This is a genomic window from Streptomyces fructofermentans (assembly GCF_014651055.1).
GTDB lineage: Bacteria > Actinomycetota > Actinomycetes > Streptomycetales > Streptomycetaceae > Streptomyces > Streptomyces fructofermentans.
On sequence record NZ_BMWD01000017.1, the window covers coordinates 80,492 to 103,675 of the forward strand.

General features: G+C 67.5%; 32 protein-coding genes. All 32 read left to right on the top strand.

Annotated elements, in window-relative coordinates; translation table 11 throughout:
- Window positions 1-57: 57 nt before the first annotated feature.
- The 32 genes from tuf (at window position 58) to IE265_RS22910 (ending at window position 23,028) form a co-directional block, all read left to right on the top strand.
- The gene (gene tuf, locus IE265_RS22755; protein WP_190037498.1) at window positions 58-1,251 is read left to right on the top strand and encodes an elongation factor Tu; all 1,194 of its coding nucleotides are present in this window, start codon (window positions 58-60) and stop codon (window positions 1,249-1,251) included.
- A 481-nt stretch (window positions 1,252-1,732) separates the two neighbouring features.
- Window positions 1,733-6,142 (top strand): RHS repeat-associated core domain-containing protein, encoded by a 4,410-nt coding sequence (locus IE265_RS22760; protein ID WP_190037499.1) that lies wholly within the window; start codon window positions 1,733-1,735, stop codon window positions 6,140-6,142.
- The gene (locus tag IE265_RS22765; RefSeq protein ID WP_190037500.1) at window positions 6,130-6,690 is read left to right on the top strand and encodes a hypothetical protein; all 561 of its coding nucleotides are present in this window, start codon (window positions 6,130-6,132) and stop codon (window positions 6,688-6,690) included. Before IE265_RS22760 ends, IE265_RS22765 begins: the two co-directional genes overlap by 13 nt.
- Window positions 6,691-7,141: 451 nt before the next feature.
- Window positions 7,142-7,450, top strand: coding sequence for a 30S ribosomal protein S10 (gene rpsJ / locus IE265_RS22770; RefSeq protein ID WP_003948644.1), 309 nt, complete (start codon window positions 7,142-7,144; stop codon window positions 7,448-7,450).
- A gap of 18 nt (window positions 7,451-7,468) precedes the next feature.
- Complete coding sequence (gene rplC, locus IE265_RS22775) at window positions 7,469-8,113, top strand: 50S ribosomal protein L3 (RefSeq protein WP_190037501.1); 645 nt, start codon at window positions 7,469-7,471, stop codon at window positions 8,111-8,113.
- Window positions 8,114-8,121: 8 nt separating this feature from the next.
- Complete coding sequence (gene rplD / locus IE265_RS22780; protein WP_190037502.1) at window positions 8,122-8,787, top strand: 50S ribosomal protein L4; 666 nt, start codon at window positions 8,122-8,124, stop codon at window positions 8,785-8,787.
- Window positions 8,787-9,203: a 50S ribosomal protein L23 gene (rplW, locus tag IE265_RS22785; protein ID WP_190037503.1), complete on the top strand. Its 417-nt coding sequence runs from the start codon at window positions 8,787-8,789 to the stop codon at window positions 9,201-9,203. Before rplD ends, rplW begins: the two co-directional genes overlap by 1 nt.
- Window positions 9,204-9,242: 39 nt before the next feature.
- Window positions 9,243-10,079 carry a 50S ribosomal protein L2 gene (gene rplB, locus IE265_RS22790; protein WP_190037504.1) on the top strand — a complete coding sequence of 279 codons (837 nt, stop codon included), beginning with the start codon at window positions 9,243-9,245 and terminating at the stop codon, window positions 10,077-10,079.
- A gap of 12 nt (window positions 10,080-10,091) precedes the next feature.
- The gene (rpsS, locus tag IE265_RS22795) at window positions 10,092-10,373 is read left to right on the top strand and encodes a 30S ribosomal protein S19 (protein ID WP_190037505.1); all 282 of its coding nucleotides are present in this window, start codon (window positions 10,092-10,094) and stop codon (window positions 10,371-10,373) included.
- Window positions 10,374-10,416: 43 nt separating this feature from the next.
- Entirely contained in the window at window positions 10,417-10,764 is a 348-nt protein-coding gene (rplV, locus tag IE265_RS22800) for a 50S ribosomal protein L22 (protein ID WP_030619142.1), read from the top strand.
- Window positions 10,764-11,591, top strand: coding sequence for a 30S ribosomal protein S3 (gene rpsC / locus IE265_RS22805; protein ID WP_190037506.1), 828 nt, complete (start codon window positions 10,764-10,766; stop codon window positions 11,589-11,591). Before rplV ends, rpsC begins: the two co-directional genes overlap by 1 nt.
- A gap of 5 nt (window positions 11,592-11,596) precedes the next feature.
- A complete protein-coding gene (gene rplP / locus IE265_RS22810; protein WP_190037507.1) occupies window positions 11,597-12,016 on the top strand; it encodes a 50S ribosomal protein L16 in 420 nt (139 codons plus the stop codon).
- Window positions 12,016-12,240 (top strand): 50S ribosomal protein L29, encoded by a 225-nt coding sequence (gene rpmC, locus IE265_RS22815; protein ID WP_003998824.1) that lies wholly within the window; start codon window positions 12,016-12,018, stop codon window positions 12,238-12,240. Before rplP ends, rpmC begins: the two co-directional genes overlap by 1 nt.
- Window positions 12,240-12,524, top strand: coding sequence for a 30S ribosomal protein S17 (rpsQ, locus tag IE265_RS22820; protein ID WP_014674375.1), 285 nt, complete (start codon window positions 12,240-12,242; stop codon window positions 12,522-12,524). The genes rpmC and rpsQ overlap by 1 nt, the downstream gene beginning before the upstream one ends.
- A gap of 144 nt (window positions 12,525-12,668) precedes the next feature.
- Entirely contained in the window at window positions 12,669-13,037 is a 369-nt protein-coding gene (gene rplN / locus IE265_RS22825; RefSeq protein WP_003992364.1) for a 50S ribosomal protein L14, read from the top strand.
- Between the two features lie 2 nt (window positions 13,038-13,039).
- Window positions 13,040-13,363, top strand: coding sequence for a 50S ribosomal protein L24 (gene rplX, locus IE265_RS22830; protein WP_052839850.1), 324 nt, complete (start codon window positions 13,040-13,042; stop codon window positions 13,361-13,363).
- Window positions 13,363-13,920, top strand: a complete 558-nt coding sequence (rplE, locus tag IE265_RS22835; RefSeq protein WP_190037508.1) for a 50S ribosomal protein L5 — start codon at window positions 13,363-13,365, stop codon at window positions 13,918-13,920. Before rplX ends, rplE begins: the two co-directional genes overlap by 1 nt.
- Window positions 13,921-13,925: 5 nt before the next feature.
- On the top strand, window positions 13,926-14,111 hold the full coding sequence (locus IE265_RS22840) for a type Z 30S ribosomal protein S14 (RefSeq protein ID WP_003948630.1): 186 nt from the start codon (window positions 13,926-13,928) through the stop codon (window positions 14,109-14,111).
- A gap of 210 nt (window positions 14,112-14,321) precedes the next feature.
- Window positions 14,322-14,720, top strand: a complete 399-nt coding sequence (gene rpsH / locus IE265_RS22845; protein ID WP_190037509.1) for a 30S ribosomal protein S8 — start codon at window positions 14,322-14,324, stop codon at window positions 14,718-14,720.
- Window positions 14,721-14,744: 24 nt separating this feature from the next.
- The gene (rplF, locus tag IE265_RS22850; protein WP_190037510.1) at window positions 14,745-15,284 is read left to right on the top strand and encodes a 50S ribosomal protein L6; all 540 of its coding nucleotides are present in this window, start codon (window positions 14,745-14,747) and stop codon (window positions 15,282-15,284) included.
- 3 nt (window positions 15,285-15,287) lie between these two features.
- Window positions 15,288-15,671: a 50S ribosomal protein L18 gene (gene rplR / locus IE265_RS22855; protein ID WP_190037511.1), complete on the top strand. Its 384-nt coding sequence runs from the start codon at window positions 15,288-15,290 to the stop codon at window positions 15,669-15,671.
- Between the two features lie 64 nt (window positions 15,672-15,735).
- Entirely contained in the window at window positions 15,736-16,341 is a 606-nt protein-coding gene (gene rpsE, locus IE265_RS22860; protein ID WP_020132624.1) for a 30S ribosomal protein S5, read from the top strand.
- Between the two features lie 2 nt (window positions 16,342-16,343).
- Window positions 16,344-16,526, top strand: coding sequence for a 50S ribosomal protein L30 (rpmD, locus tag IE265_RS22865; RefSeq protein ID WP_190037512.1), 183 nt, complete (start codon window positions 16,344-16,346; stop codon window positions 16,524-16,526).
- Window positions 16,527-16,528: 2 nt separating this feature from the next.
- Window positions 16,529-16,984, top strand: a complete 456-nt coding sequence (rplO, locus tag IE265_RS22870) for a 50S ribosomal protein L15 (protein WP_190037513.1) — start codon at window positions 16,529-16,531, stop codon at window positions 16,982-16,984.
- A gap of 248 nt (window positions 16,985-17,232) precedes the next feature.
- The gene (gene secY, locus IE265_RS22875) at window positions 17,233-18,546 is read left to right on the top strand and encodes a preprotein translocase subunit SecY (protein ID WP_190037514.1); all 1,314 of its coding nucleotides are present in this window, start codon (window positions 17,233-17,235) and stop codon (window positions 18,544-18,546) included.
- On the top strand, window positions 18,546-19,220 hold the full coding sequence (locus IE265_RS22880; RefSeq protein ID WP_190037515.1) for an adenylate kinase: 675 nt from the start codon (window positions 18,546-18,548) through the stop codon (window positions 19,218-19,220). Before secY ends, IE265_RS22880 begins: the two co-directional genes overlap by 1 nt.
- A gap of 101 nt (window positions 19,221-19,321) precedes the next feature.
- Window positions 19,322-20,158, top strand: a complete 837-nt coding sequence (gene map, locus IE265_RS22885) for a type I methionyl aminopeptidase (RefSeq protein WP_190037516.1) — start codon at window positions 19,322-19,324, stop codon at window positions 20,156-20,158.
- A 237-nt stretch (window positions 20,159-20,395) separates the two neighbouring features.
- Window positions 20,396-20,617 (top strand): translation initiation factor IF-1, encoded by a 222-nt coding sequence (gene infA / locus IE265_RS22890; protein ID WP_003948620.1) that lies wholly within the window; start codon window positions 20,396-20,398, stop codon window positions 20,615-20,617.
- 57 nt (window positions 20,618-20,674) lie between these two features.
- A complete protein-coding gene (rpmJ, locus tag IE265_RS22895; protein WP_003974245.1) occupies window positions 20,675-20,788 on the top strand; it encodes a 50S ribosomal protein L36 in 114 nt (37 codons plus the stop codon).
- A gap of 213 nt (window positions 20,789-21,001) precedes the next feature.
- Window positions 21,002-21,382: a 30S ribosomal protein S13 gene (gene rpsM / locus IE265_RS22900; protein ID WP_190037517.1), complete on the top strand. Its 381-nt coding sequence runs from the start codon at window positions 21,002-21,004 to the stop codon at window positions 21,380-21,382.
- Window positions 21,383-21,451: 69 nt separating this feature from the next.
- Window positions 21,452-21,856 carry a 30S ribosomal protein S11 gene (gene rpsK / locus IE265_RS22905; RefSeq protein WP_003956432.1) on the top strand — a complete coding sequence of 135 codons (405 nt, stop codon included), beginning with the start codon at window positions 21,452-21,454 and terminating at the stop codon, window positions 21,854-21,856.
- A gap of 149 nt (window positions 21,857-22,005) precedes the next feature.
- Window positions 22,006-23,028: a DNA-directed RNA polymerase subunit alpha gene (locus IE265_RS22910; protein WP_003966937.1), complete on the top strand. Its 1,023-nt coding sequence runs from the start codon at window positions 22,006-22,008 to the stop codon at window positions 23,026-23,028.
- Window positions 23,029-23,184: the final 156 nt, after the last annotated feature.

A 23,184-nucleotide genomic window follows, 5' to 3' on the forward strand; every position in this document is an offset into this window, starting at 1 on the left:
AAGATCACCTGGCGCCGATGAGTAAGGCGTACAGAACCACTCCACAGGAGGACCCCAGTGGCGAAGGCGAAGTTCGAGCGGACTAAGCCGCACGTCAACATCGGCACCATCGGTCACATCGACCACGGTAAGACGACCCTCACGGCCGCCATTACCAAGGTGCTGCACGACGCGTACCCGGACCTGAACGAGGCCTCGGCCTTCGACCAGATCGACAAGGCTCCTGAGGAGCGCCAGCGCGGTATCACGATCTCCATCGCGCACGTCGAGTACCAGACGGAGACGCGTCACTACGCCCACGTTGACTGCCCCGGTCACGCGGACTACATCAAGAACATGATCACGGGTGCGGCGCAGATGGACGGCGCCATCCTCGTTGTCGCCGCCACGGACGGCCCGATGCCGCAGACCAAGGAGCACGTGCTCCTGGCCCGCCAGGTCGGCGTTCCGTACATCGTCGTCGCGCTGAACAAGGCCGACATGGTGGACGACGAGGAGATCCTGGAGCTCGTCGAGCTCGAGGTCCGTGAGCTGCTCTCCGAGTACGAGTTCCCGGGCGACGACCTTCCGGTCGTCAAGGTCTCGGCGCTCAAGGCTCTCGAGGGTGACGCGGAGTGGGGCAAGACCGTCCTCGACCTGATGAAGGCCGTCGACGAGAACATCCCGCAGCCCGAGCGTGACGTCGACAAGCCGTTCCTCATGCCCATCGAGGACGTCTTCACGATCACCGGTCGTGGCACGGTCGTCACCGGCCGTATCGAGCGTGGTGTCCTCAAGGTCAACGAGACCGTCGACATCGTCGGCATCAAGACCGAGAAGACCACCACCACGGTCACCGGCATCGAGATGTTCCGCAAGCTGCTCGACGAGGGCCAGGCCGGTGAGAACGTCGGTCTGCTGCTTCGTGGCATCAAGCGCGAGGACGTCGAGCGCGGCCAGGTCATCATCAAGCCCGGCTCGGTCACGCCGCACACCTCGTTCGAGGCCCAGGCGTACATCCTGTCCAAGGACGAGGGTGGCCGTCACACGCCGTTCTTCAACAACTACCGTCCCCAGTTCTACTTCCGTACGACTGACGTGACCGGTGTTGTGACCCTCCCCGAGGGCACGGAGATGGTCATGCCCGGTGACAACACCGAGATGACCGTCGAGCTGATCCAGCCCGTCGCCATGGAAGAGGGCCTGAAGTTCGCCATCCGTGAGGGTGGCCGGACCGTGGGCGCCGGCCAGGTCATCAAGATCAACAAGTAGTCTTGTTGGCTTGACAGCCTGGTAGCTCCTCGCGAGCTCTTCGAAGAGGCCCGTACGACTTCGGTCGTGCGGGCCTCTTTGCGTTGCCCGGACGCGCGGCCGGCGGCCTCCGGTCGCCGGATTCCGCTTCCCGGCCTCCGGTCGGCGGCTTCGGGCCGCCGGCCTGTGAGAAACGGGCGGCGTGGGCCCGCCGGGCCGCCCATGCCCCGGTTCCGGTCCGGAACCGCACCCGCGTCGCACGTGCGTTCCCTGTAAATTCGCCTGTACGTACGGCAGTTGACGATGTTGGCAGTGATGACGGTGTTGACGGTGTTGGCGTGACGGGGGTTGCGTGGTGGCGGGGTATCGGCCGACGGACTGGCATGTGCTGGATCTGGAGAGGGATCCGACGCCGGGGGATCCGGTGCGGGTGAAGTCGCTCGCCAGGAGTCTGCACGCGTTTGCCGATGACGTGCAGGACGCGTTGCGGTTGGTGAAGGGGATGGCGGAGGAGGATGCCGTCCTGGCGATGGCGGGCCGGACGGCCGAGGTGTTCCGGGACGAGTTCTCGGGTGTGCCGAAGAATCTGCGGAAGTTGAAGCGGTCGTACGACCTGGCGGGGGACGCGCTGGCGGCGTACTGGCCGCAGTTGGAGCGTGCGCAGGCCCTGGCGGACAAGGCCTTGGCCGATGGGCGGGTGGCGCGGGCCGATCTGTCCTCCGCCACGTCCCGTCTCTCGTCGGCCGATTCGTGGGTCGCTCGCGCGGGCGAGGAGGCCGACAAGTACAAGGAGGACAGGGGCGCGGGCAAGGATGTGCCGAAGCCGGACGAGGCGAAGGTGCGGGCGGCGACGCGGGACGCGCAGAGTGCCAGGGCCGCGCACGCGTCGGCGCGGTCGGACGTGGCGTCGGCGCAGGGCGCGTTGGACGCGGCGAAGAAGATGGCCGCGGATGCCCGTCGGATGCGGGAGGACGCGGCGGGTGAGGCGAAGCGGAAGCTGGACGAGGCGTCGGATGCGGGGATACGCAATCGCAGGTGGTACGAGGAGGTCGGGGACTGGTTCGTCGACAACTGGGACACCATCGTCGCCGTCTGCAAGGTCGTGGTGGCGGTTCTGGGTGTGATCGCCCTGATCATCGGTGGGCCGATCCTGGGGGCGATCGTGCTGATCGCGGCGCTGATCGTGCTGGCGGACACCCTGAGCAAGTACGCGAAGGGGCAGGCGTCCCTGTGGGACGTGGCGTTCGCGGCGTTGGACTGCATACCCGGCATGAAGGGCCTGACCACCCTCGGCGGCCTCGCCAAGGGACTCAAGGGGCTCAGGGGCGGTCTCAAGGGCATGGCCGCCGGTGTGCGCGGTCTGGGCAAGGGTGCCCGGAGCATGCTCGCCCGGGGCCAGGACGCCTTCGCGCGCAACGCCAGGGCGATCATGGCGAAGATGACCGACCCCATCGACCTGGCGACCGGGAAGATGTACCTGCCGCAGACGGACCTCGACCTGCCCGGCCTGCTGCCGCTGGTCCTCTCGCGCCGGGTGGAGTCGGGGTACGGGGCGGGCTGGTGGTTCGGCCCGTGCTGGGCCTCCACCCTCGACGAACACCTGGAGATCGACGCGGAGGGGGTCCTCTACGTCACGGAGGGCGGGCAGATCCTGCCGTACCCGCACCCGGAGAGCCCCGATCTGCCGGTGCTCCCGGCAGTGGGTGACCGCTGGCCGCTGCGGCGGCTGGACGACGGGGGCTACGCCCTGGTCCGCACCGACACGGGTCACACGCGGCTCTTCACGGCTCCCGCGGGCGGCGTGTCCAGGCTGCGGCAGATCTCCGACCGCAACGGGCACCGCGTCACCTTCGACCACGACGAGTACGGGGCCCCGACGGGGGTGCGGCACTCCGCCGGGCAGCACGTCAGGATCGACACCGAGGACGGCCGCGTCACCGCGCTCCATCTGGCAGGTGCCGGGGCGGACGGCTCCGACGTCACGGTCAAGCGGTTCGGGTACACGGACGGACTGCTCACCGAGGACATCAACTCCTCGGGCCTGGCGCTGCGCTACCGCTACGACGAGCGCGGACGCGTCGTCTCCTGGACCGACCGCAACGACTCGTCGTACTCCTACACGTACGACGAACTGGACCGCTGCGTCGCCGAGAGCGGCCAGGGCGGGCACTTCTCGCTCACCCTCGCCTACGACCGGACCCTCCCCGAGTTCCCCGGCCACACCGTCACGGTCCTGACCACGGCCGAGGGCGCGGTGTCCCGCTTCGTGGTCAACCCGTCCTGCCAGGTGGTCGCCGAGATCGATCCGCTCGGCCACACCACACGTACGGCGTACGACCGCCACCACCACCTCACGTCCCACACGGACCAGCTCGGCCGCACCACCGAGTACGTGAACGACGAGGCGGGCCGCCCGCTGGTGATCCGGCGCCCCGACGGGCTGGAGACCCGGGCGACGTACAACGAGCTGGGGCTGGTCACCGCGACGGTGCTGCCGGACGGCAGCACCTGGTCCCGCACCTACGACGAACGCGGCAACGGCCTCACGCTCACCGATCCGGCGGGTGCCACCAGCCGTTTCGCGTACGACGGGCAGGGGCGGCTCACCGGGTTCACGGACGCCCTCGGGCGGACGACGCGGCTGACCTGCGACCGGGCAGGACTGACGGTGGAGGCGGTCGATCCGCTCGGCGGCCGCACGCGCTTCGAACGGGACGCCTTCGGCCGGCCCCTGTCCGAGACCGATCCGCTGGGCACCAGGACCTGCTGGGAGTGGACCACCGAGGGCAATCTGCTCCGCCTCGTGGGCCCGGACGGGGCCACCGAATCCTGGACCTACGACGCCGAGGGCAACTGCCTGAGCCACACCGACGCCGTGGGCGCGCGGACGCGCTACGCGTACGGCCACTTCGACCTGCTGACGGAGCGCACCGGGCCGGACGGCGCGCGCCGGCGCTTCGAGTACGACGCGCAGCTCCAGCTCACCCGGGTGACCGACGCGCAGGGGCTGACCTGGGACTACACGTACGACGCGGCGGGGCAGCTCGTCGCGGAGTCGGACTTCGACGGCCGCACCGTCCGCTACGGACGCGACGCCGCGGGCCGGCTCGCCTCCCGGACCACGGCGCTCGGGGAGGTGGTCCGCTACACCCGGGACGTGCTGGGCCGGACCGCCCGTGTCGAGGCCGGCGGCCGGGCGACGGACTTCCGGTACGACCCGGCCGGGCAGCTGGTGCGCGCGCTGTGGCCGGACGGGGAGCTGACCCGGGCCTACGACCCGGTGGGGCGGCTGACGGCCGAGACGGTCGACGGCCGCACGCTGAGCCTGGCCTACGACGCGGCCGGTCAGCTCGTCGAACGCAGGACGCCCTCCGGGGCGCGCACCGTCTACGCCTACGACGCGGCGGGCCGGCGCACCGGGCTGAGCACCGCGGGACGCACGGTCTCGTCCGAGTACGACGCCGCGGGGCGTGAGACGGGCCGCCGCTGGGGCCGCGGGGTGCTCATGTCCCGGCATCCGGACGCCGCGGGCCGGCCCGTGACCCGGCGGCTGACCGGGCCCCGCGGACCGGTGCTGCCGGACCTGGAGCACACCTGGCGCGCGGACGGCGCCCTCGTCGCCGCCGGCGACCGGAGCCACACGCTGGACCGGGCCGGACGGGTCACCGGGGTGAGCGCGCCCGGCTGGACGGAGTCCTACGCGTACGACGAGTCGGGCAACCAGACAGAGGCCCACTGGCCGTCGGAGCACCCGGGAGCCGACGCCACCGGCCCCCGCACGTACGACGGCACGCGCCTCCTGACGGCCGGCCGGGTCCGCGACGCGCACGACGCGGCCGGGCGGCTCGTGGAGCGCCGGCGCACCAGGCTGTCGCGGGGGCCCGACCTGTGGCGGTACACGTGGGACGCCCAGGACCGGCTGACCTCGGTCACGGTGCCCGACGGGACGACGTGGCACTACCGCCACGACCCGTTCGGACGCCGCATCGCCAAGGTCCACCTGTCCGCGGACGGCGGCACCGTGCTGGAGGAGACGCGGTTCACCTGGCACGAGGGGACGACGGTGGAGCAGACGGCGACGTCCGCGCGGCAGCCCGGCACCCAGACCCTCACCTGGGAGTACGACGACGGCGGGGTGGCGCCGGTGTCCCAGACGGACCGCTACGGCCCGGCCGGGGGAGCCGCCCCGCCGTCCGCCGCCTCGGCCCCGCAGGACGAGGTGGACGCGCGCTTCCACGCCATCGTGACCGACCTGGTCGGCACGCCCACCGAACTCCTCGACGAGGAGGGCGCGACCGTCTGGCGCGCGACCTCGACGCTGTGGGGCCGCACGACGTGGAACGCCGACGCCGGCGCGTACATACCGCTGCGGTTCCCGGGCCAGTACCACGACCTGGAGACGGGCCACCACTACAACGTCCACCGGCACTACGACCCCGAGACGGGCCGCTACCTCACCACCGATCCGCTCGGCCTGATGCCGGCGCCCAACCCCGTCGCGTACGTCCACGATCCGCTGACGTGGGCCGACCCGCTCGGCCTCTCCCCTTACGCGCCGATCCGCATCAAGCCGGGACAACAGCTCAGCGGTGCCTACAAGTTGAGCCCGCCGGAGATGGAGTTCGTGAAGGCGCTGATGGCGCGCAAGCCGAACCTGAACCTGTACCGGACCCACGGCGAGAAGTTCCAGGGGGACTTCATGGCCGTGGACATGTCCGACCCGCGCGACCTGGTGGCGTTCATCGTCGACCATAAGATGGGCGGCGGGAACGCCGGTCAGCAGCTGAAGAACGCGATGGAGGCCGCCGCCCACGTCGGGATCACCAACCCGGCGAAGGTCATCACGGGTTCCGGCGACACCCCGAAGCTGCTGGAGCTCATGAGCCGGGGCCGAGGGGAGTGGAACAGGTAGTGATCGTCCTGCCGAAGAGGCTCGGCGAACTGCTGGAGGACGTGGACGGCGTCCGTGCCGCGCACCTCGCCCTCGACTTCGCCGAGCACTCGGTCGCGGTCCTGGCCGACACGGTCGACCCGCCGCTGAGGGCCCTGTGCCTCGACTTCACGGCCGCCGCCCGCGAGGCGGTGGCCGGCGGCGCGGCGACCGAGCGGCTGCTCCGGGCCCGCAGCGACTACCTCGCCCTCGCGGCGCGGATCCCGCGGAGCCCCGACGCCCTCCATGTCGCGGACGCCGCCGTGGACCTCGGCTGCCGGCGGATGCTGGAGGACGCGGGCGTGCTCATCAGGGCCCGGAAGGTCTACACGACCCTGCAGTACGTGGCGCGCCGGGCCCAGTCGGACGTGGGCCGCCGGAGCGCGGAACTGGCCTCGCCGGGCACCGACAGGGACGGCCTCGCGCGGATCGACCGCGCCGCCCGCTGGGAGGAGGCCCGTTGGCAGCTGCTCCGCGTGGTCACCACCGAGCCGAACCCGCACGGGGCGGGCGCCGGGCTGCCGCGCTGATCGCCGACGGGCCCGGTCGCCGGGTCACGGCGGTCCGTGTTTGACGTACGTCACCTTGGGGGTACGATCCTCGGCTCGATTGGCCAGCGACATGCCCCGTATGGCAGACTAGCGGGGTTGCTCGGTCGAGTGCCGATGCTGCGCGCCTCCCGCCGGGAGGACCGGAAGCGAGTCCCACAGTACTCGTCGCCCCAACTGCCGAGAGGCAGCGCTGGGGCGGACGTACGGGAATCTTTCGGGAAGTGTCAGCGGGGTACCGACCAGGCGCCCGGTGGGTGTTCCACCCCCGGTTCCGCGGTCGTCCTGGGATGGGCCGCGTCCCTGGTAGGGAAATCCTCTGTGGATATCTCTGTCGGCGAGGGCGCGACACACCCGACCGCGTGGGTCGGAGGAAGGGACGCGAACCCCCGGGTTCCGGAGCGTTTTACTAGACAAAGGACTACTAGTAGCCATGGCGGGACAGAAGATCCGCATCCGGCTCAAGGCCTACGACCACGAGGTCATCGACTCCTCGGCGAAGAAGATCGTCGAGACGGTGACCCGCACTGGTGCGTCGGTCGCGGGCCCGGTGCCGCTGCCCACTGAGAAGAACGTGTACTGCGTCATCAAGTCGCCGCACAAGTACAAGGACTCTCGCGAGCACTTCGAGATGCGCACGCACAAGCGCCTGATCGACATCCTCGACCCGACCCCCAAGACCGTTGACTCTCTGATGCGACTCGACCTCCCGGCCGGTGTCGACATCGAGATCAAGCTCTAAGGGCCGGTGATCCGAGACATGGGTAAGCAGATCAAGGGCATCCTGGGCGAGAAGCTCGGCATGACGCAGGTGTGGGACGAGAACAACCGTGTTGTTCCCGTCACCGTCGTCAAGGCCGGTCCGAACGTCGTGACCCAGGTGCGTACGAACGACATCGACGGCTACGAGTCGGTCCAGATCGCCTTCGGCGAGATCGACCCGCGCAAGGTGAACAAGCCCCTCAAGGGCCACTTCGCCAAGGCCGACGTCACTCCCCGCCGCCACCTCGTCGAGATCCGTACCGCTGACGCCAGCGAGTACATCCTCGGCCAGGAGATCACCGCTGAGGTGTTCGAGGCCGGTATCAAGGTGGACGTGACCGGCAAGAGCAAGGGCAAGGGCTTCGCCGGTGTCATGAAGCGTCACAACTTCAAGGGCCTCGGCGCCGGTCACGGCACCCAGCGCAAGCACCGCTCTCCCGGTTCCATCGGTGGCTGCGCCACCCCGGGCCGTGTGTTCAAGGGCCTCCGCATGGCGGGTCGCATGGGCAACGAGCGGGTCACCACCCAGAACCTGACCGTCCACGCCGTTGACGCGGAGAAGGGTCTGCTGCTCATCAAGGGCGCGGTTCCCGGTCCGAACGGCGGCCTCGTCCTGGTCCGCACCGCGGCCAAGGGGGCCTGAGGTAACCGATGAGCACTGTTGACATCCTTTCGCCGGCAGGCGACAAGACCGGGACGGTCGAGCTCCCCGCGGAGATCTTCGCCGTCGAGAAGATCAGCATTCCGCTGATCCACCAGGTCGTCGTCGCACAGCTGGCCGCTGCCCGTCAGGGCACGCACAAGACCAAGACCCGTGGCGAGGTTCGCGGTGGCGGCAGGAAGCCGTACCGCCAGAAGGGCACCGGCCGCGCCCGTCAGGGCTCGACCCGCGCGCCCCAGTTCGCCGGTGGTGGCGTCGTGCACGGTCCCGTGCCGCGTGACTACTCGCAGCGGACCCCGAAGAAGATGAAGGCCGCGGCCCTGCGCCACGCCCTCACCGACCGGGCCCGCAACGACCGCATCCACGTCGTCACCGGCGTGGTCGACGGCGAGATCTCCACGAAGGCCGCGAAGAACCTGCTCGGCAAGATCTCGGAGCGCAAGAACGTGCTCCTGGTGATCGACCGTGCGGACGAGGCCTCGCTGCTCTCCGCGCGCAACCTGCCCCAGGTGCACATCCTGGAGCCGGGCCAGCTGAACACGTACGACGTTCTCGTCTCGGACGACGTGGTCTTCACCCAGGCCGCGTTCGAGTCCTTCGTGTCTGGCGCGCCTTCCGCCGAGCGGAACGCTGACACCGAAGGGAGCGAAGCCTGATGGCTACGCGTCACCCGAGCATTGCCTCGAAGGCCGCCAAGGCCAAGAAGGTCGCGCGCGTCGCCAAGGCGAAGCGCCACGAGACCGAGGGCAAGAACACCGTCGAGACGCCGCTGAGCAAGAGCTTCACGGACCCCCGTGACGTCCTCCTCAAGCCGGTCGTCTCCGAGAAGAGCTACGCGCTCCTCGACGAGGGCAAGTACACCTTCGTCGTGGACCCGCGGGCCAACAAGACCCAGATCAAGCAGGCCGTCCAGGCGGTCTTCTCGGTCAAGGTCACCGGAGTCAACACGATCAACCGTCAGGGCAAGCGCAAGCGGACCAAGACGGGCTTCGGCAAGCGTGCTGACAGCAAGCGCGCGATCGTGACCCTCGCTGAGGGCGACCGTATCGACATCTTCGGCCAGGCCTCCTAACGGAGCGCCCTGGTCCGAATATCGGACGAGGACTGAGAAATGGGAATCCGCAAGTACAAGCCGACTACGCCGGGCCGTCGTGGCTCCAGCGTCGCCGACTTCGTCGAGGTCACGCGGTCCACGCCGGAGAAGTCGCTGGTCCGCCCGCTGCACAGCAAGGGCGGCCGTAACAACGCCGGTCGTGTGACCGTTCGCCACCAGGGTGGCGGACACAAGCGCGCCTACCGAGTGATCGACTTCCGTCGCCACGACAAGGACGGCGTGCCGGCGAAGGTCGCGCACATCGAGTACGACCCCAACCGCACCGCGCGCATCGCGCTGCTTCACTACGCGGACGGCGAGAAGCGCTACATCCTCGCCCCCCGCAACCTGTCGCAGGGCGACCGCATCGAGAACGGTCCCGGGGCCGACATCAAGCCGGGCAACAACCTGGCGCTCCGCAACATCCCGGTCGGTACCACGATCCACGCGATCGAGCTCCGTCCCGGTGGCGGCGCCAAGTTCGCCCGCTCCGCCGGTACCTCCGTGCAGCTGCTCGCGAAGGAGGGCCAGATGGCCCACCTCCGCATGCCGTCCGGTGAGATCCGTCTGGTCGACGTGCGCTGCCGCGCCACCGTCGGCGAGGTCGGCAACGCCGAGCAGAGCAACATCAACTGGGGCAAGGCCGGCCGCAAGCGCTGGCTGGGCGTCCGCCCGACCGTTCGCGGTGTGGCGATGAACCCGGTCGACCACCCGCACGGTGGTGGTGAGGGTAAGACCTCCGGTGGTCGCCACCCGGTCTCCCCGTGGGGTCAGAAGGAGGGTCGTACTCGTTCGCCGAAGAAGGCTTCGAACAAGTACATCGTCCGCCGCCGCAAGACGAACAAGAAGCGCTAGGAGCGGGTTTAGATGCCGCGCAGTCTCAAGAAGGGACCCTTCGTCGACGGACACCTCATCAAGAAGGTGGACGTACAGAACGAAGCCGGTACCAAGAACGTCATCAAGACCTGGTCCCGTCGCTCGATGATCATCCCGGCCATGCTCGGTCACACGATCGCGGTGCACAACGGCAAGATCCACATCCCGGTGTTTGTCACCGAGTCGATGGTCGGCCACAAGCTCGGCGAGTTCTCGCCGACGCGCACCTTCCGGGGTCACGTCAAGGACGACCGGAAGTCGAAGCGCCGCTAAACGCGGGGTGGAATCGACCATGACAGACACTGGAAGGACAACCATGGAAGCCAGGGCCCAGGCGCGGTACATCCGCGTTACGCCCATGAAGGCCCGCCGCGTGGTGGACCTTATCCGTGGCATGGATGCCACGGAGGCTCAGGCGGTCCTGCGTTTCGCCCCGCAGGCCGCGAGCGTGCCCGTGGGCAAGGTGCTTGACAGCGCCATTGCCAACGCTGCACACAACTACGACCACACCGACGCCGACAGCCTCGTCATCTCCGAGGCGTACGTCGACGAGGGTCCGACCCTGAAGCGGTTCCGTCCGCGTGCCCAGGGCCGCGCCTACCGGATCCGCAAGCGGACCAGCCACATCACCGTGGTCGTCAGCAGCAAGGAAGGAACCCGGTAATGGGCCAGAAGGTTAACCCGCATGGGTTCCGGCTCGGCATCACCACGGACTTCAAGTCCCGCTGGTACGCCGACAAGCTGTACAAGGACTACGTCAAGGAAGACGTCGCCATCCGTCGGATGATGACGTCCGGCATGGAGCGCGCCGGCATCTCGAAGGTTGAGATCGAGCGCACCCGTGACCGCGTGCGGGTGGACATCCACACCGCGCGTCCCGGCATCGTCATCGGCCGCCGTGGCGCCGAGGCCGACCGCATCCGCGGTGACCTCGAGAAGCTCACGGGCAAGCAGGTCCAGCTGAACATCCTCGAGGTCAAGAACCCCGAGACGGACGCTCAGCTGGTTGCTCAGGCCGTTGCCGAGCAGCTGTCCTCCCGCGTCTCCTTCCGCCGTGCCATGCGCAAGAGCATGCAGTCGGCGATGAAGGCCGGCGCCAAGGGCATCAAGATCCAGTGCGGTGGCCGTCTCGGCGGCGCCGAGATGTCCCGCTCGGAGTTCTACCGCGAGGGCCGTGTGCCCCTGCACACGCTCCGTGCGAACGTCGACTACGGCTTCTTCGAGGCCAAGACGACCTTCGGCCGTATCGGTGTGAAGGTCTGGATCTACAAGGGCGACGTCAAGAACATCGCCGAGGTCCGCGCCGAGAACGCTGCAGCCCGTGCCGGCAACCGCCCGGCCCGTGGCGGTGCCGACCGTCCGGCCCGTGGTGGCCGCGGTGGCGAGCGTGGCGGTCGCGGTCGCAAGCCGCAGCAGGCTCCGGCAGCCGAGGCCCCCAAGGCCGACGCTCCCGCCGCCGCTCCGGCTGAGAGCACCGGAACGGAGGCCTGACCGACATGCTGATCCCCCGTAGGGTCAAGCACCGCAAGCAGCACCACCCCAAGCGCCGTGGTCAGGCCAAGGGTGGTACGACGGTCGCGTTCGGCGAGTACGGCATTCAGGCCCTCACGCCGGCGTACGTGACGAACCGCCAGATCGAAGCGGCTCGTATCGCGATGACCCGCCACATCAAGCGTGGCGGCAAGGTCTGGATCAACATCTACCCGGACCGCCCGCTGACCAAGAAGCCTGCCGAGACCCGCATGGGTTCCGGTAAGGGTTCGCCCGAGTGGTGGGTCGCGAACGTGCACCCGGGCCGGGTCATGTTCGAGCTGTCCTACCCCAACGAGAAGATCGCCCGTGAGGCCCTCACTCGCGCAGCCCACAAGCTGCCGATGAAGTGCCGGATCGTCAAGCGCGAGGCAGGTGAAGCGTGATGTCGGCCGGTACCAAGGCGTCCGAGCTGCGCGAACTGGGTGACGAGGAGCTTCTCGCGAAGCTCCGCGAAGCCAAGGAAGAGCTGTTCAACCTCCGCTTCCAGGCGGCGACCGGTCAGCTCGAGAACCACGGTCGGCTGAAGGCCGTCCGCAAGGACATCGCGCGGATCTACACCCTGATGCGTGAGCGCGAGCTGGGCATCGAGACGGTGGAGAGCGCCTGATGAGCGAGAGCAACGTGACTGAGAACACCGAGGCGCGCGGATTCCGCAAGACCCGCGAGGGTCTCGTCGTCAGCGACAAGATGGACAAGACCGTCGTCGTCGCCGTCGAGGACCGCGTCAAGCACGCGCTGTACGGCAAGGTCATCCGCCGTACGAACAAGCTCAAGGCCCACGACGAGCAGAACGCTGCGGGCGTCGGCGACCGTGTCCTCCTCATGGAGACCCGGCCGCTGTCCGCCACGAAGCGGTGGCGCGTCGTCGAGATTCTCGAGAAGGCCAAGTAAGACTGCGGGGGCCCTGCCCCCGCAAGCCCCCTGCCGGGGGCCCCGCCCCGGACCTCCGGGTCCGGGGCGGGCGCCCGGCACCAGTTCCGCCAGGCTTTCCGGGCTCAGGCCCGGGGGGAACCGGCAGACAAACAGGAGATAGACGTGATCCAGCAGGAGTCGCGACTGCGTGTCGCCGACAACACTGGTGCGAAGGAGATCCTTTGCATCCGTGTGCTCGGTGGCTCCGGTCGCCGCTACGCGGGCATCGGTGACGTGATCGTCGCCACCGTCAAGGACGCGATCCCCGGCGGCAACGTGAAGAAGGGTGACGTCATCAAGGCGGTCATCGTTCGCACCGTCAAGGAGCGCCGCCGTCCGGACGGCTCGTACATCCGCTTCGACGAGAACGCCGCTGTCATTCTGAAGAACGACGGCGACCCTCGCGGCACCCGTATCTTCGGCCCGGTCGGCCGTGAGCTGCGCGAGAAGAAGTTCATGAAGATCATCTCGCTCGCGCCGGAGGTGCTGTAAGCATGAAGATCAAGAAGGGCGACCTGGTCCAGGTCATCACCGGTAAGGACAAGGGCAAGCAGGGCAAGGTCATCGCGGCCTTCCCCCGCGAGGACCGCGTCCTGGTCGAGGGTGTCAACCGGGTCAAGAAGCACACCAAGGCCGGTCCGACCGCTCGCGGTTCGCAGGCCGGCGGCATCGTCACGACCGAGGCGCCCGTCCACGTCTCCAACGTCCAGCTGGTCGTTGAGAAGGACGGCAACAAGGTCGTCACGCGTGTCGGTTACCGCTTCGACGACGAGGGCAACAAGATCCGCGTTGCCAAGCGGACGGGTGAGGACATCTGATGGCTACCACCACCACTCCGCGTCTCAAGACGAAGTACCGCGAGGAGATCGCGGGCAAGCTGCGTGAGGAGTTCTCGTACGAGAACGTCATGCAGGTTCCCGGCCTCGTGAAGATCGTGGTCAACATGGGTGTCGGCGACGCCGCCCGTGACTCGAAGCTCATGGACGGTGCCGTCCGTGACCTGACCACCATCACCGGTCAGAAGCCGGCCGTCACCAAGGCCCGCAAGTCCATCGCGCAGTTCAAGCTGCGTGAGGGTCAGCCGATCGGTGCCCACGTCACCCTCCGTGGCGACCGCATGTGGGAGTTCCTGGACCGCACCCTGTCGCTGGCGCTTCCGCGCATCCGCGACTTCCGCGGCCTGTCTCCCAAGCAGTTCGACGGCCGTGGCAACTACACCTTCGGTCTCACGGAGCAGGTCATGTTCCACGAGATCGACCAGGACAAGATCGACCGCGTCCGGGGTATGGACATCACCGTGGTCACCACGGCGACCAACGACGCTGAGGGCCGCGCCCTTCTCCGTCACCTCGGCTTCCCCTTCAAGGAGGCGTAAGCGAGATGGCAAAGAAGGCTCTGATTGCCAAGGCTGCTCGTAAGCCCAAGTTCGGTGTGCGTGGCTACACGCGCTGCCAGCGCTGCGGTCGTCCGCACTCCGTGTACCGCAAGTTCGGCCTGTGCCGCGTCTGCCTTCGTGAGATGGCTCACCGTGGCGAGCTGCCGGGCGTGACCAAGAGCTCCTGGTAGTCCCGTACTTCAGGGATTCCAGGGCTCTCGGTAAGTAAAGGGTCCGGTCAGGTGCCCACCTCTCCATGGCTTAGGCTAGGAGGGTTGGGCGCCTGACGCCCGTACGACTTACTACGCCGTAGGTCCCCGCACCGCACCCGTCCCGCCACTGAGTGGGGAGAGGGATGGCGCATACAGGAAACCCCGGCGAGAGAGGCCGAAGGCCAATTCATGACCATGACTGATCCGATCGCAGACATGCTTACGCGTCTGCGCAACGCGAACTCGGCGTACCACGACACCGTGGGTATGCCGCACAGCAAGATCAAGTCGCACATCGCGGAGATCCTCCAGCAGGAGGGCTTCATCACGGGCTGGAAGGTCGAGGACGCCGAGGTCGGCAAGAACCTCGTTCTCGAGCTGAAGTTCGGCCCGAACCGTGAGCGCTCCATCGCGGGCATCAAGCGGATCTCCAAGCCCGGTCTCCGGGTTTACGCGAAGTCCACCTCCCTGCCCAAGGTGCTGGGTGGCCTCGGCGTGGCGATCATCTCCACGTCGCACGGACTCCTCACCGACAAGCAGGCCGGCAAGAAGGGCGTAGGCGGAGAAGTTCTCGCCTACGTCTGGTAGCGGAAGGGAACGGAGGAAACAGCTATGTCGCGTATTGGCAAGCTCCCCATCACGGTTCCCGCCGGCGTGGACGTCACCATCGACGGCCGTCTGGTGCAGGTGAAGGGTCCCAAGGGAACCCTCTCCCACACCGTCGCGGCGCCGATCGAGATCGCTAAGGGCGAGGACGGCGTTCTGAACGTCACCCGCCCGAACGACGAGCGTCAGAACAAGGCCCTCCACGGCCTGTCCCGCACGCTGGTGGCGAACATGATCACCGGCGTGACCACGGGTTACGTGAAGAAGCTCGAAATCAGCGGTGTCGGTTACCGCGTCCTGGCGAAGGGCTCCAACCTGGAGTTCTCGCTCGGCTACAGCCACTCGATCACGGTCGAGGCGCCCGAGGGCATCTCGTTCAAGGTCGAGAACCCGACTCACTTCTCGGTCGAGGGAATCGACAAGCAGAAGGTCGGCGAGGTTGCGGCCAACATCCGCAAGCTGCGCAAGCCCGACCCGTACAAGGCCAAGGGCGTCAAGTACGAGGGCGAAGTCGTCCGGCGCAAGGTCGGAAAGGCGGGTAAGTAAGCCATGGCATACGGTGTCAAGATTGCTAAGGGCGACGCTTACAAGCGTGCTGCCATCAAGCGTCGTCACATCCGGATCCGTAAGCACATCTCGGGTACGGCTGAGCGTCCGCGCCTGGTCGTGACGCGTTCGAACCGCCACATCGTGGCCCAGGTCATCGACGACATCAAGGGTCACACCCTGGCGTCGGCGTCGACCCTGGACACCACGATCCGCGGTGGCGAGGGCGACAAGTCCGAGCAGGCCAAGTCGGTCGGCGCCCTGGTCGCCGAGCGCGCCAAGGCCGCCGGTGTCGAGGCTGTCGTTTTCGACCGTGGTGGCAACCAGTACGCCGGGCGCATCGCCGCCCTGGCGGACGCCGCCCGCGAAGCCGGACTCAAGTTCTGAGTCGCCCGTCGCGCAGCGACTGATTGATGCTGCGCAGCTAGCGGAAAAAGAGAGAGGTAATCCAATGGCTGGACCCCAGCGCCGCGGAAGCGGTGCCGGTGGCGGCGAGCGGCGGGACCGGAAGGGCCGTGACGGCGGCGCTGCTGCCGCCGAGAAGACCGCGTACGTTGAGCGCGTTGTCGCGATCAACCGCGTCGCCAAGGTTGTGAAGGGTGGTCGTCGCTTCAGCTTCACCGCGCTGGTCGTGGTGGGCGATGGTGACGGCACCGTCGGTGTCGGTTACGGCAAGGCCAAGGAGGTGCCGGCCGCGATCGCCAAGGGTGTTGAAGAGGCCAAGAAGCACTTCTTCAAGGTCCCCCGCATCCAGGGCACCATCCCGCACCCCATCACGGGTGAGAAGGCCGCGGGCGTCGTCCTGCTCAAGCCTGCTTCCCCCGGTACCGGCGTCATCGCCGGTGGCCCGGTGCGTGCGGTGCTCGAGTGCGCCGGCGTTCACGACATCCTGTCGAAGTCGCTCGGCTCGTCCAACGCGATCAACATCGTGCACGCGACCGTGGAGGCCCTGAAGGGCCTGCAGCGTCCCGAGGAGATCGCGGCCCGCCGCGGTCTGCCCCTCGAGGACGTCGCCCCCGCGGCTCTGCTGCGTGCGCGTGCGGGAGCGGGTGCGTAATCATGGCTCAGCTCAGGATCACGCAGACGAAGTCGTACATCGGCAGCAAGCAGAACCACCGCGACACCCTGCGTTCGCTTGGTCTCAAGGGGATCAACGACGTGGTCGTCAAGGAGGACCGCCCCGAGTTCCGCGGCATGGTTCGCCATGTCCGTCACCTCGTGACGGTTGAGGAGGTCGACTGATCATGGCGGAGAACAAGCCGCTCAAGATCCACAACCTCCGTCCCGCCCCGGGCGCCAAGACCGCCAAGACCCGTGTGGGTCGTGGTGAGGCGTCGAAGGGTAAGACGGCTGGTCGTGGTACCAAGGGCACGAAGGCCCGCTACCAGGTTCCGGAGCGCTTCGAGGGCGGGCAGATGCCCCTCCACATGCGCCTCCCGAAGCTGAAGGGCTTCCGCAACCCGTTCAAGACCGAGTTCCAGGTCGTGAACCTCGACAAGCTGGGCGCGCTGTACCCGGAGGGTGGCGAGGTCACCGTCGAGGGTCTCGTCGCCAAGGGCGCCGTTCGCAAGAACAGCCTCGTCAAGGTCCTCGGCCAGGGCGAGATCTCCGTGGCGCTGCAGGTGACGGTCGACGCCGTCTCCGGCTCCGCCAAGGAGAAGATCACCGCCGCCGGCGGTACGGTCACCGAGCTCGTCTGACATCAGCAGGCGTGTCGATGACATGAGCGATCCCGACCGGGGATGCCCCACAAAAGGGGCATCCCCGGTTGGTCGTTCCTAGGGGGGCGGTGTCGCCGGTAAGGTGGCCTGCACTGCTAATTTTCGCCCGGCGTGCCGTCAGGGAACTCCGGGCGGTCCTTGACTGTTAGTTAGCTGTCCGTTACGTATTCGTCGAACCTCAAGACCGTCACCTCTGACGCACTTGCGCGGGGGTCGCAGGAGGCACCGTGCTCACCGCGTTCGCCCGGGCGTTCAAGACGCCCGACCTGCGCAAGAAGCTGCTCTTCACGCTCGGCATCATCGTGGTCTATCGGGTTGGTACACACATCCCGATCCCCGGTGTCGACTACAAGAACGTCCAGATCTGCATCGACAACGCGAGCCAGAACCAGGGCCTGTTCGGCCTGGTGAACATGTTCAGCGGCGGCGCGTTGCTCCAGATCACGATCTTCGCGCTGGGCATCATGCCGTACATCACGGCGAGCATCATTCTGCAGCTGCTGACCGTGGTGATCCCCCGACTCGAGGCCCTCAAGAAGGAGGGCCAGGCCGGTACGGCGAAGATCACGCAGTACACCCGTTACCTGACGGTGGCGCTGGCCATCCTCCAGGGCACGGGCCTGGTCGCCACCGCCCGCAGCGGTGCGCTGTTCACCAGCTGCCCCGTCGCGAACCAGATCGTGCCCGACCAGTCGATCTTCGTCACGATCACCATGGTGATCACCATGACCGCCGGTACGGCCGCGGTCATGTGGCTCGGCGAGCTCATCACCGACCGCGGCATCGGCAACGGCATGTCGATCCTGATGTTCATCTCGATCGCCGCCACGTTCCCGTCGGCGCTGTGGGCCATCAAGCAGCAGGGTGACCTCGCGGGCGGCTGGATCGAGTTCGGCACCGTGATCGCGGTCGGCCTCGTCATGGTCGGCCTGGTCGTCTTCGTGGAGCAGGCTCAGCGCCGTATTCCGGTCCAGTACGCGAAGCGCATGATCGGCCGCCGGTCCTACGGCGGCACTTCGACGTACATTCCGCTGAAGGTCAACCAGGCGGGCATCATCCCTGTGATCTTTGCCTCGTCGCTGCTCTACATCCCGGCTCTGGTCGCCCAGTTCGCGGGCGGCACGTCGGGCTGGAAGACCTGGATCGAACAGAACCTCACCAAGGGTGACCACCCGATTTACATCAGCACGTACTTCCTGCTGATCGTTTTCTTCGCCTTCTTCTACGTGGCCATCTCGTTCAACCCCGAGGAAGTCGCGGACAACATGAAGAAGTATGGTGGCTTCATCCCGGGCATCCGGGCCGGCCGGCCAACCGCTGAGTACCTGGCATACGTACTCAACCGGATCACCTGGCCGGGTTCGCTGTATCTGGGGCTGATCGCTCTCGTGCCGACGATGGCGTTGGTTGGTTTCGGGGCAAACCAGAACTTCCCGTTCGGTGGAACCAGCATCCTCATCATCGTGGGTGTCGGTCTGGAGACGGTGAAGCAGATTGAGAGCCAGCTCCAGCAGCGCAATTACGAAGGGTTCCTCCGCTGATGCGTATCGTCCTCGTCGGGCCGCCCGGTGCGGGCAAGGGAACGCAGGCCGCGTTCCTTGCCCGGAACTTGTCGATCCCGCACATCTCCACGGGCGACCTCTTCCGTGCGAACATCAGCCAGCAGACGGAACTCGGCAAGCTGGCCAAGTCGTACATGGACGAGGGCAACCTCGTACCGGACGAGGTCACGATCGCGATGGCCAAGGACCGCATGGAGCAGCCGGACGCCGTGAACGGCTTCCTGCTCGACGGCTTCCCGCGGAACGTCTCGCAGGCCGAGTCGCTCGACCAGGCGCTCAAGGCCGACGGTGTGGAGCTGGACGCGGTGCTCGACCTGGAGGTCCCCGAGGACGAGGTGGTCAAGCGCATCGCCGGCCGCCGCATCTGCCGCAAGGATTCGAGCCACGTCTTCCACGTGACGTACAGCGCGCCGAAGAAGGAGGGCGTCTGCGACGTCTGCGGCGGCGAGCTGTACCAGCGTGACGACGACACCGAGGAGACCGTCCGCAAGCGCCTGGAGGTCTACCACACCCAGACCGAGCCGATCATCGACTACTACCGGGCCCAGGGCCTGGTCGTGACGATCTCGGCGCTGGGCAAGGTGGACGAGGTCACCAAGCGCGCGATGGACGCCCTCGACCACAGGAGCGAGGACCAGGACGACGACAAGTAGTCGTCCCGGTCGGTTCGGCCGCGGTCCCCTCCGGGGGTGCCGCGGCCTTACTGTTGTGTACGTAACCGAGTAGGCAGAGAAGACGGAGAGCGCGGGCCCTCATGGTGCAGATCAAGACCCCCGAGCAGATCGCCAAGATGCGTGAGGCGGGCCTGGTCGTCGCCGCCGTCCACCGGGCGACCCGGGAGGCGGCCGTCCCCGGCGCCACGACCCGTGACCTCGACCAGGTCGCGCGCAAGGTCCTCGACGAGCACGGCGCGAAGTCGAACTTCCTCGGCTACGGCGGCTTCCCCGCGACGATCTGCACCTCCGCGAACGAGGTCGTCGTCCACGGCATCCCGAGCGACGAGGTCGTCCTCAAGGACGGCGACATCATCTCGATCGACGCGGGCGCCATCGTCGACGGCTGGCACGGGGACGCGGCCTTCACCGCCTTCGTCGGGTCCGGTCACGCCCCGGAGCTCATCGAGCTGTCCCGGGTGACCGAGGAGTCGATGTGGGCGGGCATCGCCGCCATGAAGGTGGGCAACCGCCTCGTCGACGTGTCCCGGGCCATCGAGACCTACATCCGCCGGCAGCCGAAGCCCGGTGGCGGCAAGTACGGGATCGTCGAGGACTACGGCGGCCACGGCATCGGTACCGAGATGCACATGGACCCGCACCTGCTGAACTACGTCGAGAAGCGGCGCGGCAAGGGCCCCAAGCTCGTCCCCGGCTTCTGCCTCGCCATCGAGCCCATGGTGTCCCTGGGCACCCCCAGGACCGAGGTCCTGGCCGACGACTGGACCGTCATCACGACGGACGGCACCTGGTCGTCCCACTGGGAGCACTCCGTCGCGCTGACGGAGGAGGGCCCCCTGGTCCTCACGGCGCCCGACTGCGGCAGGGCGAAGCTCGCCGAGTTCGGGATCACCGCCGCGCCCGACCCGCTGGGCTGAGCCCCGCTCCGGGACGGGCCGCGGCAGTTTCCGCCGGTCCGTCCACGGCTTCCGGGGGCGGGCGTCCGAGCCCTCTCCCGGCACACCCCCGCTTAGAGAGCTCCAGCGGTGGGCAGACTCTCTCGATTCGTCTTTCCGAGAGCCCTGGCGTAGACTGACTCGTCGGCTCTCGTGCACCCGCATGTCTGCATGCGCTAGCGCGGAGTCGATCAAGGTAGTCGATTCGAAGGGCGAAGCGTGGCCAAGAAGCAAGGTGCCATCGAGATCGAGGGCACTGTCGTCGAGTCTCTTCCGAACGCCATGTTCAAGGTTGAGCTCCAGAACGGCCACCAGGTCCTGGCACACATCAGCGGCAAGATGCGTATGCACTACATCCGCATTCTCCCTGACGACCGGGTCGTGGTGGAGTTGTCTCCTTACGACCTGACCCGTGGCCGGATCGTCTACCGGTACAAGTAGATCTTGCCTGTGCCCCGTTCCGCGGGGTGGTGGCACTGACCCGGAGAACCTCACCCAATGAAGGTCAAGCCGAGCGTCAAGAAGATCTGCGACAAGTGCAGGGTGATCCGCCGTCACGGCCGGGTCATGGTCATCTGCGACAACCCGCGCCACAAGCAGCGCCAGGGCTGACGCACGACCGATCCTTCTGCACCCGCAGAGTTTCGCGCGACGCAAGTAGTACATGTTCATACGCAGATCCCAGATCCGGGTCAGTACGCCGGATCTGACACCCCCGGTCGGAGGCCGGGGACCCGGTCCGTACCGAATCCTCGTGGGACGAGGAGGACGGCGGGCGGGATCCGGTTCTGCGGAAGACCTCCGAACGACAACTGGAGCCATTGAATGGCACGCGTTTCCGGTGTTGACATCCCGCGCGACAAGCGCGTGGAGGTTGCCCTCACCTACGTGTTCGGCATCGGCCGGACCCTCTCGCAGAAGACGCTGGCCGAGACCGGCGTCAACCCGAACACCCGCGTTCGCGACCTCTCCGAGGAGGAGCTGGTCAAGATCCGCGAGTACGTTGACGGAAACTTCAAGACCGAGGGTGACCTCCGTCGCGAGGTTCAGGCCGACATCCGCCGCAAGGTCGAGATCGGCTGCTACCAGGGTCTGCGTCACCGTCGCGGCCTGCCCGTCCACGGTCAGCGCACCAGCACGAACGCTCGTACCCGCAAGGGCCCGCGTCGCGCCATCGCCGGTAAGAAGAAGCCGGGCAAGAAGTAGTCCTCAGCGGACAACGCTTCATCAGCGGTCTTCGCTGTAGGACCGACCACCTCCCCGTAGGAGAAATAGATGCCCCCCAAGGGTCGTCAGGGCGCTGCCAAGAAGGTGCGCCGCAAGGAAAAGAAGAACGTCGCTCACGGCCACGCGCACATCAAGAGCACGTTCAACAACACGATCGTCTCGATCACGGACCCCTCGGGCAACGTGATCTCCTGGGCCTCCGCCGGCCACGTCGGCTTCAAGGGCTCGCGCAAGTCCACCCCCTTCGCCGCGCAGATGGCCGCCGAGTCGGCCGCCCGCCGCGCGCAGGAGCACGGCATGCGCAAGGTCGACGTCTTCGTCAAGGGTCCCGGCTCCGGCCGTGAGACCGCGATCCGCTCCCTCCAGGCCACGGGCCTCGAGGTCGGTTCGATCCAGGACGTCACCCCCACCCCGCACAACGGTTGCCGTCCGCCCAAGCGCCGTCGCGTCTGACCCGACGCACGTCTGCTTGGTCTGAGGTTTTCGGGCGGTACGGCTCTCCGGGGCTGTATCGCCCGTACCCTTGCACATAGCACGTCCGGGCCTCGGCCCGGTGCTTCAGGGCATCAAATAGTGGGTGCCCCTGACTGAAGGATTCCTTCATGCTTATTGCTCAGCGCCCGTCGCTGACCGAAGAGGTCGTCGACGAATTCCGCTCCCGGTTCGTGATCGAGCCGCTGGAGCCGGGCTTCGGCTACACCCTCGGCAACTCCCTGCGCCGTACGCTCCTCTCCTCGATCCCGGGCGCCGCTGTCACCAGCATCCGGATCGACGGTGTCCTGCACGAGTTCACCACCGTGCCGGGCGTCAAGGAGGACGTCACCGACCTGATCCTCAACATCAAGCAGCTGGTCGTCTCCTCGGAGCACGACGAGCCGGTCGTGATGTACCTGCGCAAGCAGGGCCCGGGTCTGGTCACCGCCGCCGACATCGCGCCCCCGGCCGGTGTCGAGGTCCACAACCCCGACCTCGTCCTCGCCACGCTCAACGGCAAGGGCAAGCTGGAGATGGAGCTGACCGTCGAGCGCGGTCGCGGCTACGTCTCCGCCGTCCAGAACAAGCAGGTCGGTCAGGAGATCGGGCGCATCCCGGTCGACTCGATCTACTCGCCGGTGCTGAAGGTCACGTACAAGGTCGAGGCGACCCGTGTCGAGCAGCGCACCGACTTCGACAAGCTGATCGTCGACGTCGAGACCAAGCAGGCCATGCGTCCCCGTGACGCCATGGCGTCGGCCGGTAAGACCCTGGTCGAGCTGTTCGGTCTGGCCCGCGAGCTCAACATCGACGCCGAGGGCATCGACATGGGCCCGTCCCCCACGGACGCCGCCCTGGCCGCCGATCTCGCGCTGCCGATCGAGGAGCTGGAGCTCACGGTCCGCTCGTACAACTGCCTCAAGCGGGAAGGCATCCACTCCGTGGGCGAGCTCGTCGCCCGCTCGGAGGCCGACCTGCTCGACATCCGCAACTTCGGTGCGAAGTCGATCGACGAGGTCAAGGCGAAGCTGGCCGGCATGGGCCTCGCGCTCAAGGACAGCCCGCCCGGATTCGACCCGACCGCCGCCGCCGACGCCTTCGGCGCCGACGACGACGCGGACGCCGGCTTCGTCGAGACCGAGCAGTACTGAGTCTCGGGACCGACTTCCGGTTCCTGGGTGCGGGTGGGCTGCGGCTTGTCGCGCAGTTCCCCGCGCCCCTTCCGACTCGGCCCTTCGGGGCTCGTCGGATCTTCGACGGGCGATCGCCCGCTCGGACACTGACCCCGGTACCTGGTACGGCCGGGG

Coding starts and splice junctions, on each gene's coding strand:
- map (WP_190037516.1), top strand. CDS start 19,322: ATGGTGCAGATCAAGACCCCCGAGCAGATCGCCAAGATGCGTGAGGCG.
- rpmC (WP_003998824.1), top strand. CDS start 12,016: ATGTCGGCCGGTACCAAGGCGTCCGAGCTGCGCGAACTGGGTGACGAG.
- rpsK (WP_003956432.1), top strand. CDS start 21,452: ATGCCCCCCAAGGGTCGTCAGGGCGCTGCCAAGAAGGTGCGCCGCAAG.
- IE265_RS22880 (WP_190037515.1), top strand. CDS start 18,546: ATGCGTATCGTCCTCGTCGGGCCGCCCGGTGCGGGCAAGGGAACGCAG.
- rplX (WP_052839850.1), top strand. CDS start 13,040: ATGAAGATCAAGAAGGGCGACCTGGTCCAGGTCATCACCGGTAAGGAC.
- rplO (WP_190037513.1), top strand. CDS start 16,529: ATGGCGGAGAACAAGCCGCTCAAGATCCACAACCTCCGTCCCGCCCCG.
- rplC (WP_190037501.1), top strand. CDS start 7,469: ATGGGTAAGCAGATCAAGGGCATCCTGGGCGAGAAGCTCGGCATGACG.
- rpsS (WP_190037505.1), top strand. CDS start 10,092: ATGCCGCGCAGTCTCAAGAAGGGACCCTTCGTCGACGGACACCTCATC.
- rpsC (WP_190037506.1), top strand. CDS start 10,764: ATGGGCCAGAAGGTTAACCCGCATGGGTTCCGGCTCGGCATCACCACG.
- rplB (WP_190037504.1), top strand. CDS start 9,243: ATGGGAATCCGCAAGTACAAGCCGACTACGCCGGGCCGTCGTGGCTCC.
- rplP (WP_190037507.1), top strand. CDS start 11,597: ATGCTGATCCCCCGTAGGGTCAAGCACCGCAAGCAGCACCACCCCAAG.
- rpsM (WP_190037517.1), top strand. CDS start 21,002: ATGGCACGCGTTTCCGGTGTTGACATCCCGCGCGACAAGCGCGTGGAG.
- rpmD (WP_190037512.1), top strand. CDS start 16,344: ATGGCTCAGCTCAGGATCACGCAGACGAAGTCGTACATCGGCAGCAAG.
- rpsH (WP_190037509.1), top strand. CDS start 14,322: ATGACCATGACTGATCCGATCGCAGACATGCTTACGCGTCTGCGCAAC.
- IE265_RS22840 (WP_003948630.1), top strand. CDS start 13,926: ATGGCAAAGAAGGCTCTGATTGCCAAGGCTGCTCGTAAGCCCAAGTTC.
- rplR (WP_190037511.1), top strand. CDS start 15,288: ATGGCATACGGTGTCAAGATTGCTAAGGGCGACGCTTACAAGCGTGCT.
- rplE (WP_190037508.1), top strand. CDS start 13,363: ATGGCTACCACCACCACTCCGCGTCTCAAGACGAAGTACCGCGAGGAG.
- rpsQ (WP_014674375.1), top strand. CDS start 12,240: ATGAGCGAGAGCAACGTGACTGAGAACACCGAGGCGCGCGGATTCCGC.
- rplV (WP_030619142.1), top strand. CDS start 10,417: ATGGAAGCCAGGGCCCAGGCGCGGTACATCCGCGTTACGCCCATGAAG.
- rpsE (WP_020132624.1), top strand. CDS start 15,736: ATGGCTGGACCCCAGCGCCGCGGAAGCGGTGCCGGTGGCGGCGAGCGG.
- rpmJ (WP_003974245.1), top strand. CDS start 20,675: ATGAAGGTCAAGCCGAGCGTCAAGAAGATCTGCGACAAGTGCAGGGTG.
- rplF (WP_190037510.1), top strand. CDS start 14,745: ATGTCGCGTATTGGCAAGCTCCCCATCACGGTTCCCGCCGGCGTGGAC.
- IE265_RS22760 (WP_190037499.1), top strand. CDS start 1,733: ATGGCGGAGGAGGATGCCGTCCTGGCGATGGCGGGCCGGACGGCCGAG.
- rplW (WP_190037503.1), top strand. CDS start 8,787: ATGGCTACGCGTCACCCGAGCATTGCCTCGAAGGCCGCCAAGGCCAAG.
- rplD (WP_190037502.1), top strand. CDS start 8,122: ATGAGCACTGTTGACATCCTTTCGCCGGCAGGCGACAAGACCGGGACG.
- IE265_RS22910 (WP_003966937.1), top strand. CDS start 22,006: ATGCTTATTGCTCAGCGCCCGTCGCTGACCGAAGAGGTCGTCGACGAA.
- rpsJ (WP_003948644.1), top strand. CDS start 7,142: ATGGCGGGACAGAAGATCCGCATCCGGCTCAAGGCCTACGACCACGAG.